Below are 14,035 nucleotides of genomic sequence, written 5' to 3'. Positions count from 1 at the left end.
CAGCTTAGAACGTTTCCCAGTTGGCGTCGCTGACCGGCGCGGTCAGCGCTTTGCGTGGCGCACTGGCCTGCGGGGGGGCGATCTGCGGATGGCGCACGCCCGTGCTGCTGACAGGCTGAGCGCCACGTGGAATGCGGAACACCGCCACCGACTGGCTGAGACGGCTGGCCTGCTCCTCCAGCGAGGCCGCCGCCGCCGCCGACTCTTCCACCAGCGAGGCGTTTTGCTGCGTGACGCGGTCCATCTCGGTCACCGCCTGGCCGACCTGATCGATACCGCGACTCTGCTCGTCCGATGCCGAAGCGATCTCGCCCATGATGTCAGTGACGCGCGTCACCGCATTGACGATTTCGCCCATGGTATTGCCCGCCGTGCCGACCAGCTGTGAGCCGCTGTCAACGCGACGCACCGAGTCTTCAATCAGCCCTTTGATCTCCTTCGCCGCCTGCGCGCTGCGCTGGGCAAGGTTGCGCACTTCACCGGCCACCACCGCGAAGCCGCGGCCCTGTTCCCCGGCGCGCGCCGCTTCGACTGCGGCGTTGAGCGCGAGGATGTTGGTCTGGAAAGCGATACCGTCAATCACGCTGGTAATGTCGGCAATCTTCTTCGAACTGCCGGCGATATCGTGCATGGTGCGCACCACGCCTTCGACCACTTCTCCGCCTTTCTGCGCGGTTTCCGATGCACTGAGCGCCAGCTGCGAGGCCTGCCGCGCGTTCTCGGCGTTCTGCTTCACCGTGGCGGTGAGCTGCTCCATGCTGGCCGCAGTCTGCTCCAGCGACGCCGCCTGCTGTTCGGTACGCGCCGAGAGATCGTTATTGCCGGCGGAGATTTCGCTGGCGCCGGTAAAAATGGCGTCCGAGCCGTCGCGCACGTTGCTGACGGTGCGCACCAGCGCCTGCTGCATCTCCTGCAGCTTGCTCGCCAGCTGGCTCATTTCATTACGTCCTTCGACGGTGATGGTCTGGGTTAAATCGCCCTGCGCAATGTGTTCAATGTGCTGGATGCTGTCGTTGAGCGGCTTAATCAGCACCTTACGCAGGCCGAACCAGCACAGCACGATCACGCCCACCACCAGCGCCAGTACCAGCCCCAGCAACCACATCATGTGCTCGTAAGCGGCGCTGTTCGCCGCCACGCCGGCCGCCGTCAGACGATCCTGATCGGCGCGCCATTGGGTGTAGTTTTCCAGAAAGGCACTTTGCGTCGGGGCCACCGGTACTTTTCCGGCTGCGGCGGTATCGTTGTGCTGCAGTACCTGCTGCATCTCAGCCAGTGCGCTGGCGTAAGCTTTATAGGTCTGTTCCAGCTGCTGATTGAGCTGCAGATTCTGGCCCGGCGTGTCCGGCGTGTTTTTAAACAGCGTGAATTTGTCCTGCGCCGTCTGCTGGAACGTCCTGCTCTGCCCGAACAGCGTACTGATGTCAGCTTCGGTGCCGGTCAGTTTACTGGTGGCAATACGCAGCTGGATACGCGTCAGGATCACGCGGCTTTGGTTAAGGCTCATGTAAGCATCATTGATGGCGGCAATGTTTTTGCTCGCCAGCTGAGAGGTATTGAAACTTTTTTTGTCGTCACTCAGCGCTTTGAAAAACAGCGAGCCGGAAGCCAGCTGCAGTACGCCAAACACCAACAACACCAGCAACAGGCTGGTCACAACGCGGATTTTCGTAAACATAGTTTGCCCTGGGAAATGAAGAAAAATCGTGCAATACAGTTATCGACCTGGCGGCGGGAATATTGAGCGAGGGCAGGAAATATTTGTGGGCTTTGCTATTGATTTATAACGGTTTAATAAAGGATGTAATAGTCACGGGCCGCATCAGCGACCCGTGACTCTCTGCGAACGATTATGCGCTACGCAGCGTATCCACCAGCGCCATCTCTTCACTGCTCAGCAGTTTTTCGATGTCGACCAGAATCAGCATACGCTCGCCCAGCGCACCGAGACCAGTGAGGTACTCAGTCGACATGGTGACGGCAAATTCCGGTGCCGGACGGATCTGATCCTGCGTCAGCGACAGCACGTCAGACACGCCATCCACCACGATGCCGACCACGCGATGCTCAAGATTCAGCACGATCACCACGGTGTTTTCGTTGTACTCCACGTCCGGCTGCGAGAACTTCACGCGCAGGTCGATAATCGGCACAATCACGCCACGCAGGTTAGTTACGCCCTTGATGAACTCCGGCGTGTTAGCGATACGCGTTACCTGATCGTAACCACGAATCTCCTGCACTTTAAGGATATCGATGCCGTACTCTTCGTCACCGAGGGTGAAAACCAGGAACTCCTGGCCGACGGTTTCGCCGGCGATTTTCGTCACGGTTGCCATGTCAGTCATTTTTTTACCCTTTCGTTATCTGTTACGCTGCGGCACCGGCCACACGCTTCTCACGGTTCAATGATTGCAGTGCCGATACGTCGACAATCAGCGCAACGCTGCCATCGCCGAGGATGGTGGCGGCGGAAATGCCCGGCACTTTGCGGTAGTTGCTTTCCAGGTTCTTCACCACCACCTGATGCTGACCAATCAGCTGATCGACCAGCAGCGCATAGCGACGTCCTGCGCTCTGCAGGATCACCACGATGCCCTGCGTGGCGTCGGTTTTGGCGTTCTGCACGTCAAACACGTTCCACAGCTCAACCAGCGGCAGGTACTCGCCGCGCACTTCCAGTACGCGCTCGCCACCGGCCAGCGGTTTCAGCTCTTCAGCCGTGGGCTGCAGTGACTCCATCACCGCGTTCAGCGGCAGGATGAACACTTCGTCTGCCACGCGCACCGACATCCCGTCGAGGATCGCCAGCGTCAGCGGCAGCAGAATGCGAATGGTGGTGCCTTTGCCCTGCTTCGAGGAGATTTCGACGTGACCGCCCATCTCCTGGATATTACGTTTCACCACGTCCATGCCGACGCCGCGGCCTGATACGTCGGTCACCTGTTCGGCGGTCGAGAAGCCTGGCGCGAAGATCAGCATGCCGACTTCTTCATCGCTCATGCTGTCGCTGACCGGCAGGCCGGACGAGAGCGCTTTCGCCAGGATACGTTCACGGTTGAGGCCGGCACCGTCATCGATCACTTCGATACAGATGTTGCCGCCCTGATGTTCCGCGGACAGCGTCAGATTGCCGACCGCCGTTTTGCTGGCGGCCAGCCGTTTTTCCGGGGTTTCGATGCCGTGGTCGAGGCTGTTACGCACCAGGTGCGTTAACGGATCGATGATGCGTTCGATCAGGCTCTTATCCAGTTCGGTTGAGCTGCCGAGCAGCGTCAGTTCAACCTCTTTGCCCAGCTTGCTGGCCAGATCGCGCACCAGACGCGGGAAGCGGCTGAACACGTACTCCATCGGCATCATACGAATCGACATCACCGATTCCTGTAGGTCGCGGGCGTTACGCTCCAGCTGACCCATGCTGTTGAGCAGGTCACCATGTGCCACCGGATCCAGCGCACCGGAGCGCTGCGCCAGCATCGACTGGGTAATCACCAGCTCGCCGACCAGGTTGATCAGCTGGTCAACTTTTTCCACCGCCACGCGAATACTGCTGGATTCGCTGCTTTTGGCGGGCGCGGCAGCACGCTTGCTCTCACGCTTCACCGCCGGGGTAATGTCGGTGACGGTCGCCGTTTGCTGCACCGGCGCTGCGGCTTCGGCCTCTGCGACTGGCGCGGCGGCAACGGCGGCGGGTGCGGCGTCCTGCGGGAACTGAATCTGCGCTTCATCAATCACGAAACACAGCACCGCCACGATATCGTCTTTGCCGACACCATCGATGGTGGCTTCCAGCGAGCTGGCGCCTTTCACCACATCGGTCAGGGTGCCGAGGTTGCCCAGCTCTTCCAGCAGCAGATCCGGCTCTTTCTCTTTCAGATTGATCAGCTGCAGGCGCAGGCCGCTGCTGGCGGGCGCGGCAGGTGCTGCCACGTCGGCGAGCGCCACCACCGGTGCGGCGGCTTGCGGGGCTATTCCTTTGGCTTCCAGCGCCAGCTGGCGCAGGGCTTCACAGATGTAGTTAAAGCTTTCTGCGTTTGGCTCCTGCGCGGTTTTATAGGCATCGAGCTGTTCCTGCATAATATCTTTGGTTTCCAAAAACAGGTTGATGATGTCGGTGCTGAGCTGCATTTCGCCACGGCGCGCACCATCCAGAATGTTTTCCAGGATGTGGGTGGTTTCCTGTAAAACCGTAAAGCCAAACGTACCGGCTCCGCCCTTAATGGAGTGGGCGGCGCGGAAGATGGCATTCAACTGCTCGGAATCGGGCTCCTGGGGATCCAGTCCCAACAGGTGTTGCTCCATATCCGCTAACAGCTCATCGGCTTCATCAAAAAACGTCTGGTAAAAATCGCTGATGTCCATGCTCACGGGATCACCTCGGCTGTGAGGGTTGGTCTGGTGTCACCGCGCTGGCGGCGGGCGGTGCCGCTGCCGGCGGATTCGCCGCGGCTGCCGGTGTGGCCGGTGCTGCGGTAGAACCCGTGGGGGCAGTTGGCGCCGCCGGACCAGCCGGTGCGGTAATGCTAGGTAAAATCTGCGCCGGGTCACTCACCTGAACGGCATCGCTCTCGGCATTCTCTTTTTCAATCGCCGCTTCGGTGTCATGGTTCAACACCAGCAGGCTGATACGACGGTTCACCGCGTCGTTGGCGCCGCGGTTTTTCAGTTTCATGGTGTCGGCCATGCCGACCACGCGCAGCATTTTGCCGCCGTCCAGCCCGCCCGCCACCAGCTCACGGCGGGAGGCATTGGCACGATCCGCCGACAGTTCCCAGTTGCTGTAGCCGCGATCGCCGCTGGCGTACTGGAAGTCATCGGTATGGCCGGACAAACTGATTTTGTTAGGAATATCATTCAGCAGCGGCGCAATGGCGCGCAGGATATCGCGCATGTACGGCTCTACTTCGGCGCTGCCGGTTTTAAACATCGGGCGGTTCTGGCTATCGATAATCTGAATGCGCAGCCCCTCTTCCACCATGTTGATGATCAGATGCGGACGCAGCGCTTTCAGGCGCGGATCGGCCTCAATCAGCTGGTCGAGTTTTTCACGCAGCCGGTTCAGGCGAATGTCATCCAGCTGGCGTTTTTGCGCATCCATATCGACCTGTTTTTGCACTTCGCCTTTCTTCTGCGTCGGATCATCGCCGCCGCCGGGAATCGGACTTTCGCTGTCGCTGCTACGCTGACCGCCGGTCAGGGCGACCTTGAGCGGCGTTTTAAAATATTCGGCAATCTGCACCAGCTCCTGCGGATTGGCGATCGAGATCAGCCACATCACCATGAAGAACGCCATCATCGCCGTCATAAAGTCGGCATAGGCAATCTTCCATGAGCCATGGCTGCCTTCATGCTTTTTATGTTTGCGCCGTTTGACCAGCACAATCGGGCGATTACCGTGCTTCATGAAGGCGTATCCGAAGTCTGCTTAGCCGGGTTTTTCGCGTTGCGCACGTGCTCTTCCAGCTCGGTAAAGGACGGACGCTCGGTGGAATATAGGGTTTTACGACCAAACTCGACGGCGATCTGCGGCGCATAACCGTTCAGGCTGGAGAGCAGCGTGACTTTGACGCACTGCATCATCTTGGTGGTTTCCGCGCACTTCTGGCGCAGCACGGATGCCAGCGGCGAAATGAAGCCGTAAGCCAGCAGAATACCGAGGAAGGTTCCCACCATGGCGTGCGCAATCAGCGCGCCCAGTTCTGCCGCCGGGCGGTCCGCGGAGGCCAGCGCGTGCACCACGCCCATTACCGCGGCGACGATACCAAACGCCGGCAGGCCATCACCGACTGCCGCTAAGCTTTGTGCTGGTACTTCGCACTCGTGTTCATAGGTTTCGATCTCTTCATCCATCAGGGCTTCGATCTCGAAAGCATTCATATTTCCGCTCACCATCAGCCGTAAATAGTCGGTAATAAAATCCACTAAAGGTTTATCGGACAAAATACGCGGATAGTTAGCGAAAATTTCGCTCTGGCTGGGATCTTCAATATCGCGTTCCAGCGACAGCATGCCCTGCTGACGTGATTTCGCCATCAGGCGATACAGCAGCGCCATTAAATCCATGTATACGGCTTTGTTATATTTTGAGCCGCGCATTAACAAAGGCAGCGCTTTTAGCGTCTTTTTAATCGATTTGCCGTTGTTGCCCACCAGAAACGCACCAATGCCGGCGCCGCCAATAATCAGCAACTCCGACGGCTGGTAAAGCGCGCCCAGATGGCCGCCTACCATCATGTAACCGCCCAGCACGGAACCGAGGACTACGATATAACCCACAATAATCAGCACAAAAACATCCTTACGTCCGTAACGTGTTGGTGGAAGTTAAGCCAGAGAGCCGCAGGTGTTATTCGCAGGGTGTGGGCAAAAAAAAAGCAGCGGTATTAACCGCTGCTGGATGCTTTCCACGATGCGAACAAACTTAAACGGCGCGTTTAACCTGTTCATCCAGCAGTTGTGGAAAGGTATCGGCAGAATCTGCAGAAAGTTTACGTCTTTTTACGGCACGTGATGGCGGCTGGCACAGGCTGCAAACAAAGCTGCCCGGCGGCTGATGCGCGTGGTTGATGAAGCTTCCGCCACAGCATTTACAGTCAGACAATTCCAGCATGCCACTTTCAACAAATCGCACCAGGGTCCAGGCGCGGGTCAGCGCCAACAGCGGGCCCTCGTCCGATTGCGGACACTGCTCAAGATACAGGCGATACGCTTTGATAACCGCCTCTACGCCACTGCTCAGCCGGGTTTTCAGCAGAAACTGCCAGGCGTTGCAGAACATCGACGCATGAATATTTTGTTCCCAGGTCATGAACCAGTCGGTAGAGAATGGCAGCATGCCTTTCGGTGGTGGTGCACCACGCAGCTCTTTGTACAGTTTAATCAGGCGACCGCGGCTCAGCTGGGTTTCACTTTCCAGCATCTGCAGTCGTGCGCCCAATGTAATCAGCTCCATTGCCAGCTGAATATCACGCGCTTCCTGAACGATACTTTTTTCGGTCATTATACCGCCCTCTTTTTAGCAGAGGCATCGTCTTTCGATGCGCTGCGCAATAAACGGCTGGATAATAAAATACCGGTGTGGATTTGCTGCAAATCATCCACACGTGATTCCTGCGTTAAACGGTTAATAAGATTGTGATCGGTAAAGCGGAACTGGCAAACCAGTTGATTGGTTTCCGCTAATTTTACCATCTCAGGTAAAGTCAATTGCTGCAATGCATCCGCCATTGGCTCATCGATACCTAAACGAAACATTGCTGAAGCTTTTTCCTGGTTTATCAAACGCTGTGCAAGCAATAAATATGACAGATTGATGTCATATATGTGTTTTAGTAATTCTGATGTACCCATTTTTTTCCATCCTGATAGACGCGACATATATACGGCCACAGAATTAAGTGTTCTATGGTTCGGGTTGCTGGTTGGTAAATCTAAAGATGGCAAAAAATAATCAGGCATAAGCCAACGCGTACTGAACTGTTTCACTTCCCACCGGGATATTGATCAGTAGTAGTCAAAACTCCAGGCCAATCTTTTCTTGAGTTGTAACCATCTTCCGTGACGTCTGCTTACAGTTTTTTAAGACTAATCTGAAAACAAGGCAAATCTATATCGTCTGATTTCGACATACAACGTGATTGGTATGAAATTTTAGATAAAGTGTGATCTGTGTCACACTTTTAAGGCAAATTTTTCAAGTGAAGCTTCAGTAATGCTTTTCTGTTGTTCTTTTTTTGAGCGATTTTGAAACGTTTCGCTAATATTTCACAGGAAAAGTCTGAATTTTGAAGTGTGTCGCAGATCGCCGCCATGGGACGATCTTTTATCTGCTACGTTAGCTTTAGGCAAAGACAAGGCCCCAAAATAAACCAAAAAGGCAGCATAAAACACCAAAAATCGCTGTAATTATTCGCTTTTAAATTAATCACTTACAGGGAATATTGCCATGCAGGACTAATGGCGCTGTGCTAGCGAAGCGTGAAGAGTGGATGCAGCGCGCTTGTGGTGTGTAAAGAGTTTGTAGGGAGGGTTTAGCGAGTCACAAGGGATGTAACAGCACGTTACATTAGCAATATGAATGAATTGACTAACTAACACACTGATGTATTAGAACTATCGGCCTGGCCAGCCAAATCTTTAGGGTCGGAAGAAAAAATTCAGCGTTTCAGTGATTAACTGACTTAATTTTAACCAATTCGTGCGTTTTTTGGTGCCGGGTCAGCGGGTTAGCGCTTAACAAAATGAAATCGATTTCATCCGGTGAGGGTATCGCGTGAAAACGCTACGCAGCATGGTCCTGCCTGCGTCGTCTGACGGATACCTCTCCCGCGTACGGGAGAGGCATTGCCTGAGGGGAAAATCGCGCCTTGCGGGGCTAATTACGCCAGCTTCTGAAACGTCGCGACCTTGTTATCGCTACCGTGGCTGGCGCTGCGTGCCGGCAGCGTGTTCAGATCGTTCAGGAAGCTTTCCCGCCAGTGCGAAATGTCCTGCTTACGCAGTACGGCCATCATGTCGTTATAGCGCGAGATACGCTCGGTGCGCGGCATGGTCAGTGCGCGGTCCAGCGCCGCCGCCACATCATCACGATCGTACGGGTTGACGATTAGCGCAGAAGTCAGCTCGTTGGCCGCTCCGGCAAAGCGCGACAGCACCAGCACGCCCGGATCGTCCGGATCCTGCGCCGCGACATACTCTTTCGCCACCAGGTTCATGCCGTCACGCAGCGGCGTAACCAGCCCCACGTCGGTCAGGCGGAAAATCTTCATCAGCAGACGGCGGTCAAAATGCTGGTTGAGATAATAGAGCGGCGTCCAGCCCAGCGTGCCGTATTTACCGTTAATGCGCCCCGCTTCCGTCTCCAGCTGGTGACGAATATCCTGATAGGCCTGCACGTCGCCGCGCGAGGTCGGCGCAATCTGTGAGTAGCGGATTTTGCCGCGGTGCTGCGGGAAGTTTTCCAGCAGCGCTTCATAGGCAAGGAAACGCTCCGGCAAGCCTTTGGAATAGTCGAGACGCTCACAGGCGATAATATTCTGCAAATCGCCCAGCTCACGCTTCATCGCGGCCATCTTCGGTGGCAGCGGCCCTTCCGCCATCTCTTTAATGCTGTCCGGCTCGATACCGATGGGGTAAACCTCGGTCATAAAGGTGTTGCCAAAGGCGCGATGCTTCTTCTCGCCTTTATTCTGCAGCTGCGTCAGCTGGCTCAGGCTGTCGAGAAACGCCACGCGATCGGATTCTGTCTGGAAACCCAGCAGATCGTATTCACACAGCATTTCCAGCAGTTCCTGATGCGGCGGCAGCGCATTGAAAATTTCCGGCGTCGGGAACGGGATATGCAGAAAGAATCCGATTCGGTTATTGATGCCCTGTTTACGCAGTTCAGCGGCAAACGGCAGCAGGTGGTAATCGTGGATCCACAGGATATCGTCCGGCTTGATCAGCGGTTTCAGCCGCTGCGCCAGCAGGGTATTCACGCGGCAGTAGCCTTCCCAGGCTTCACGCTGATACTGCACCAGATCGAGGCGATAGTGGAACGCGGGCCAGATCACCGTATTCGAAAACTGGCAGTAGTACTGATCGTAATCGTTTTGATTGAGGGGGAATGAGGCATAGGTAATGCCGTCTTGTTCGATCTGGGTAAGTTCCTCATCTTCTTCACCGGAAAACTCACTGATCTCTCCGTTCCAGCCAAACCACAATCCTCCGGTGGTCTGCAGCGCATCCAGAATGCCGACGGCGAGACCGCCTGCGTTGGTTTTGCTTCCATCAGGAATAGCGATACGGTTAGATACGACGACTAAACGACTCATAACCTAAACTCCTTACCGACGTTGTCATGTTCTAGTTGTAATAATAGTTGTTCCAGCCAGTGCCAGACCGCTGCCACATCGGGCAGACGATAGCGCGCCTGGCTTGGACCTTCACCGACCTTGACCGAGATGCCGTGCATGGCATTGACTGCAAGAAAGCCTTTCTCATCGGTCAGATCGTCGCCCACAAATACCGGAATGCGACCGGTAAATGGCGCTTCCTGCATAAATTCGCGTACCGCAGCACCTTTATCGATGCCCTGCGGTTTCAGTTCCACCACACATTTACCTGGCTGCAGCGCCAGCGCCGGAAAGCGGGTTACCGCCTCTTCGGCCAGCTGCATGATGGCGTTTTCATATTCTGGCGCGTTGCGGTAGTGCAGCGCAAAGGCCATGCCTTTCACTTCCAGCAGCGTACCGGGCCACTGGTCAAGCGTCTGCTGCAGTTCAACCTGCAGCGTTTGCGCCACCTCATCGGGCAGCGACTGACGATGCAGATGTCCGCTGGCATCGCGGCGCTCAGCGCCATGCACGCCCGCTGCCGGGGCTTCCAGCGGCGCGACCAGCTCATCCAGCTGGCTGATCGGACGGCCGGAAACCAGCGCCAGCGCGCCGTGACTTAAATTAGAAATTTGTTGCAGATGCTGGCGCACCGATGCGGGGATGGAAACCGACTCGGGCTGCGACTGAAGCGCGGCCAGCGTGCCGTCAACATCAAAAAAGAAGGCGTAAAGTCCGCCACTTAGCGACGGCAGGGTGCTGTTCTCATTAACCGCAGGGGTCACGTCTCCTCCTGTATCTGAACGTAAACGGGCAGTCTGTTCGCAGGCAGGCAGGAAGTGAGGAGGTTTTTCCGTAAACACGGGAATCGAAAGGGTAACGCTCCAGAACTAAACGAAATTTTCATCAACACTGCAACCGCACTACGAACATCGGCAACATTAAGTGTAGACAACAATTGAAGTTTCGCCAGACGGGCGCACAGAGTGCTTAGCGAAGAGTGCACTTTTCAGCGGTTTGCGCGGCAAAAAACTGAATTCTGCTGTTTTTCATACGCTTCGCTTTTTTTACCGCGGGCAGACTTGATCATAGCAAAAATCGCCTGATACTGTATATAAAAACAGTATCTATGGAATGTTCGCTATGACGCGTTTCTTTTTGCCACAGCTTTCACCGCCTTCGCGCTCCCGCCCGCTATTCCTTGACGCGGTGCACGGCGGTTTCCCCTCGCCCGCTCAGGACTACATTGAGCGCCAGATTGATCTCAATGAGCTGCTGGTGACCCGCCCCAGCGCCACCTATTTTGTACGCGTCGAAGGCGACTCAATGCGCGATGCCAATATCCGCGAAGGTGACCTGCTGGTGGTCGACAGCTCACTCAATGCCCGGCACGACGACATCGTGATCGCCGCCATCAACGGCGAGTTCACCGTCAAGCGGCTGCAGACGCATCCCTGCGTACAGCTGATGCCGATGAATCCGCGCTATCAGCCCATCCGGCTGCGTGAAGAGGAGGAGCTGGAAATTTTTGGCGTGGTGACGTTTATTATTTACGCCGCACGCGTCCAGCGTTAGCGCATCGTTTCGGCGCGGATCATCTCAATCAGCCGGCGTAAACCCGGGTGCAGCTGGCGACGGTCGGGGTAATACATCACCAGCGGTTCGTCTTCACTGCACCAGTCCGTCAGCACGCGCACCAGCTGCCCGCTCGCCAGCTGCGCCTGTACATAGCGCTCCGGGCAGTAGCCGAGACCGTAACCGCCGGCGACCGCATCAATAATCATGTCGCTCTCATTGAGCGTCAGCGTGCCCGGCACATCGACCTCATACGCCACCTTGCCCTGCGCCAGCGGCCACTTATACAGCGTGCCATTGCCAAGGCGCATGCGAATACAGCGATGGTTGCGCAGATCGTCCGGATGCTGCAGCGGCGGCGCGTCGCGCAGGTAATCGGGTGACGCCACCACGATCCAGCGCAGTTTGGGCGTCAGCGGCATGGCGATCATATCTTTCGGTACGCTGGCGCCGTAGCGGATCCCGGCGTCATAGCCGCTGCCGATGATATCCACCAGATTGTTATCCACCGTAATTTCCAGACTGAGCTCCGGATAGGTCGCCATAAAGCGCGCCAGGATCGGCCGAAACAGCAGCTGCCCGGCATCACGCGGGATGTTCAGCCGCAGTCGGCCGCTGGGTGATTCGCGGTACAGGTGCAGATCGTTCAGCGCCAGCTCAATCTGCGCAAAGCCGGTTTCCAGATGGCGCAAAAAAGCGGCACCGGCGTCCGTCGGCACCACCGCCCGGCTGGTGCGGTTGAGCAGGCGCACGCCAAGACGCGCTTCAAGACTGCGCAACGTGTGGCTGATGGCCGACGTGGTGACCCCCAGTTCCAGCGCGGCGAGGCGGAAGCTCTTGCGCCGGCAAATCAGCAGAAAAACATTCAGATCGGCCAGTTCATTACGTTGCAGGGCGGGCATTTTCGTATCTCCTGACTCATTGCCACGTTGAATCTGATTCAACTTCAGATGAGCTATCATAGCGAAGCTGCCGTACCGGATGCTATGCACGCGTGGCATGGCAGGCAAAACGTCACTTTTAACCCCGAGCTCATCATGCTGCCCGAAGACCGAAAAGATGCTATTTATCGCTACCTGTTTGCGAAACGATCGGCCACCATTCACGAACTGGCCACGCTGATGGCGGTGTCGGCGATGACCATCCGCCGCGATATTAAATTCCTGCAGGATGCCGGTTTGGTGGTCGGCATACACGGCGGCGCCAGGCTGCCTGCCGTGGTTCATCAGGCATTGCCGTATGTGGAGAAGGCACAGCTGAACGTGCACGCCAAACAAAGCCTTGGCCGTTATGCCGCATCGCTGGTACAGGATGGCCAGGTGGTCTACCTCGATGCCGGTACCACCAGCTATGAAATTGCGCGTGCATTAGGCGATCAGGTAAGTCTCACCGTGCTGACTAACGACTTTACGATTGCCGCCTGGCTGATGCGTCACAGCCACATCACGCTATTTCATACGGGTGGCAAAGTTGATAAACGGCATATTGCCAGCGTGGGTGCCATGGCGGCGACCGCCCTTGCCGCGTTCAATATTGATCTGGCTTTCCTCAGCGCCAGCGCGTGGGATGTCACGCACGGCCTCTCGACACCCGACGAAGACACCTTGCTGATGAATCAGGCGGTGCTGGCCGCCTCAGCGCAGCGTTATCTGGTGGCTGACAGCAGCAAATATGGTCGTTACAGCGTGTATTCCGTATGTAAGCTGCAGCAGCTGGACGGTGTGATCACCGATGACGATTGCCCCTGTGCTGCCGTTGAGGAGATGAAACAGCGTGGTATTCGTCTGCACCGGGTAAATCGCCGCGGCTGAGCGGCTCTCTGCGCATCCCGGTAAAGAGCATTAATTAAAAAGGAGGCGCGAACGCCTCCGGTGGCTACAGGGAAATCACATCGACTATCTCTCGCAGGGCACGGTTTACGGCGTAGGGGCGACTTTAGGATTGGAGCTGAACCAGCCGCGGCGATCCTGCCAGTTGCCATATTCATCCACAATCGCCCCTTTGCTGTTGGCCATCAGGAAATGATAGCTTTCCAGTTTTTTCAGCGACAGCGTTTCGCCCTGATGCTGAATGACGACATTGTGGCTTTGCACCGGACCAAAACTTTTCGGCGTCGGCGGAATATCCGCTGATGCGGCGCCAATTTCTGAGAAGTTATATACCCAGCCATCGAGGACGCGCCATGATTCATGTTTTGCCGGACGTGCCGGCGGCGCGCTAATCGGCATGTGTCGATGCTCCGGAATCATCTGATTCGGCAACAGATACATGGTCATAGCGTAATAACCGTAATCCAGATTATTGACCCAGGTGATGCTGGCCAGGCCAACATGCTGATAATCGCCCAGCCCGAAATCATTGACCCACAGCTGCTGGCGCATGGCCGGCGTCAGCGTATGACCGTAAGAAGCGAGCAGTTGCGCTATTGCATCTTTCGCCACCTCTTTCTGGAAGACACCATTTTTATAGAAATCTTTATTGGTATAAACGTGATGCGGCTGAGCCGCAACGGATGCGGTGGCATTGAGCGCCAGTAAGGCCGCAGCGAACGCCAGAGCAGGTTTTGTCATAATTCACCTCCTGTTTATGACAGCCATGTTGATGCAAATAAAAATTTCACCGGCCGGTAAAACGCAAGGGTGGCC

The 14,035-nt window shown here is 56.1% G+C and carries 13 protein-coding genes; 2 read left to right on the top strand and 11 right to left on the bottom strand.

Annotation, left to right across the window (positions count from 1 at the left end; genetic code table 11):
• Window positions 1-4: 4 nt before the first annotated feature.
• From KOL70_RS03925 to otsB, 9 genes are all read right to left on the bottom strand, one after another.
• The gene (locus KOL70_RS03925) at window positions 5-1,678 is read right to left on the bottom strand and encodes a methyl-accepting chemotaxis protein (protein WP_021506277.1); all 1,674 of its coding nucleotides are present in this window, start codon (window positions 1,676-1,678) and stop codon (window positions 5-7) included.
• A 172-nt stretch (window positions 1,679-1,850) separates the two neighbouring features.
• Window positions 1,851-2,348 carry a chemotaxis protein CheW gene (gene cheW / locus KOL70_RS03920; RefSeq protein ID WP_021506278.1) on the bottom strand — a complete coding sequence of 166 codons (498 nt, stop codon included), beginning with the start codon at window positions 2,346-2,348 and terminating at the stop codon, window positions 1,851-1,853.
• A gap of 22 nt (window positions 2,349-2,370) precedes the next feature.
• On the bottom strand, window positions 2,371-4,362 hold the full coding sequence (gene cheA / locus KOL70_RS03915; RefSeq protein WP_168714941.1) for a chemotaxis protein CheA: 1,992 nt from the start codon (window positions 4,360-4,362) through the stop codon (window positions 2,371-2,373).
• 10 nt (window positions 4,363-4,372) lie between these two features.
• Complete coding sequence (gene motB / locus KOL70_RS03910) at window positions 4,373-5,404, bottom strand: flagellar motor protein MotB (RefSeq protein ID WP_021506280.1); 1,032 nt, start codon at window positions 5,402-5,404, stop codon at window positions 4,373-4,375.
• Window positions 5,401-6,288 (bottom strand): flagellar motor stator protein MotA, encoded by an 888-nt coding sequence (motA, locus tag KOL70_RS03905; protein ID WP_021506281.1) that lies wholly within the window; start codon window positions 6,286-6,288, stop codon window positions 5,401-5,403. Before motA ends, motB begins: the two co-directional genes overlap by 4 nt.
• A 133-nt stretch (window positions 6,289-6,421) precedes the next feature.
• A complete protein-coding gene (gene flhC / locus KOL70_RS03900; protein WP_021506282.1) occupies window positions 6,422-7,000 on the bottom strand; it encodes a flagellar transcriptional regulator FlhC in 579 nt (192 codons plus the stop codon).
• Window positions 7,000-7,350, bottom strand: a complete 351-nt coding sequence (gene flhD, locus KOL70_RS03895; RefSeq protein ID WP_058769677.1) for a flagellar transcriptional regulator FlhD — start codon at window positions 7,348-7,350, stop codon at window positions 7,000-7,002. The genes flhC and flhD overlap by 1 nt, the downstream gene beginning before the upstream one ends.
• Before the next feature lie 1,028 nt (window positions 7,351-8,378).
• A complete protein-coding gene (otsA, locus tag KOL70_RS03890; protein WP_021506284.1) occupies window positions 8,379-9,815 on the bottom strand; it encodes an alpha,alpha-trehalose-phosphate synthase in 1,437 nt (478 codons plus the stop codon).
• Window positions 9,812-10,600, bottom strand: coding sequence for a trehalose-phosphatase (gene otsB / locus KOL70_RS03885; protein ID WP_021506285.1), 789 nt, complete (start codon window positions 10,598-10,600; stop codon window positions 9,812-9,814). The genes otsA and otsB overlap by 4 nt, the downstream gene beginning before the upstream one ends.
• 358 nt (window positions 10,601-10,958) lie before the next feature.
• Between otsB and umuD the strand changes: the two genes are divergently transcribed.
• Window positions 10,959-11,390 carry a translesion error-prone DNA polymerase V autoproteolytic subunit gene (gene umuD, locus KOL70_RS03880; protein ID WP_021506286.1) on the top strand — a complete coding sequence of 144 codons (432 nt, stop codon included), beginning with the start codon at window positions 10,959-10,961 and terminating at the stop codon, window positions 11,388-11,390.
• On the opposite strand, the gene KOL70_RS03875 is transcribed toward umuD, so the two are convergent.
• On the bottom strand, window positions 11,387-12,292 hold the full coding sequence (locus KOL70_RS03875; RefSeq protein WP_058769675.1) for a LysR family transcriptional regulator: 906 nt from the start codon (window positions 12,290-12,292) through the stop codon (window positions 11,387-11,389). The two genes, umuD and KOL70_RS03875, sit on opposite strands and share 4 nt — an antisense overlap.
• Window positions 12,293-12,376: 84 nt before the next feature.
• Here KOL70_RS03875 and KOL70_RS03870 point away from each other — a divergent pair, with 84 nt between their 5' ends.
• Window positions 12,377-13,201, top strand: a complete 825-nt coding sequence (locus KOL70_RS03870; RefSeq protein ID WP_254185831.1) for a DeoR/GlpR family DNA-binding transcription regulator — start codon at window positions 12,377-12,379, stop codon at window positions 13,199-13,201.
• Between the two features lie 105 nt (window positions 13,202-13,306).
• Here KOL70_RS03870 and KOL70_RS03865 read toward each other — a convergent pair whose 3' ends face one another.
• On the bottom strand, window positions 13,307-13,960 hold the full coding sequence (locus KOL70_RS03865; RefSeq protein WP_058769674.1) for a hypothetical protein: 654 nt from the start codon (window positions 13,958-13,960) through the stop codon (window positions 13,307-13,309).
• Between the last annotated feature and the right edge of the window lie 75 nt (window positions 13,961-14,035).

It is taken from the genome of Pantoea sp. B270, from assembly GCF_018726825.1.
In the GTDB taxonomy this organism is placed as follows: Bacteria; Pseudomonadota; Gammaproteobacteria; order Enterobacterales; family Enterobacteriaceae; genus Pantoea; species Pantoea dispersa.
Note: the sequence above shows the minus strand (reverse complement) of the source record. Positions and strands in the feature narration are given on the sequence as shown.